The organism is Neotamlana laminarinivorans (assembly GCF_020523925.1).
GTDB lineage: Bacteria > Bacteroidota > Bacteroidia > Flavobacteriales > Flavobacteriaceae > Neotamlana > Neotamlana laminarinivorans.
In genome coordinates this window covers 1-470 of sequence record NZ_JAJAPW010000029.1, presented here as the reverse complement: position 1 = coordinate 470, position 470 = coordinate 1, and the positions used below count along the sequence as shown (strand labels likewise).

Annotated in this window: 1 protein-coding gene; it reads left to right on the top strand. The window is 31.1% G+C overall.

Annotated elements, in window-relative coordinates; all coding sequences use genetic code 11:
• Positions 1-470, top strand: a 470-nt coding sequence (locus LG649_RS15910; RefSeq protein WP_226544808.1) for an IS30 family transposase, incomplete at both ends; no start/stop codon positions are given.

Sequence of the window (470 nt, the reverse complement as noted above, 5' to 3'; positions counted from 1 at the left end):
AAATATGACGCTCATTTAGCTCAATGGAACGCTAAAGATGATTATTTAAACAAAAGAAATCTTGACAAAATATCAACATACAATGCTTTAAAATTTTATGTTTATAAAGGATTATTAAAAGGTTGGATTCCCGAACAAATTAGTGGAAGATTAAAAATTGATTATCCTAATAATACCTTAATGTCAATATCACACGAAGCTATTTACAGACACATTTACACAAGGCCTCAAGCTTCGCTAAACAAAAAATTAATCAAACTACTTACTCGAAAGAAAACAAGACGTTGGGCAATCAAAAACAAACGAGGTAAAGGAAGTAAAATACGTAATCAAGTCAGTATTCACAATAGACCTAAGCACATTGAGCTAAGAAATGAAGTTGGACATTGGGAAGGTGATTTAATCATTGGAAAAGGACAAAAATCGGCAATAGGAACAATCGTAGAACGCAAATCAAGATATACTTTAAT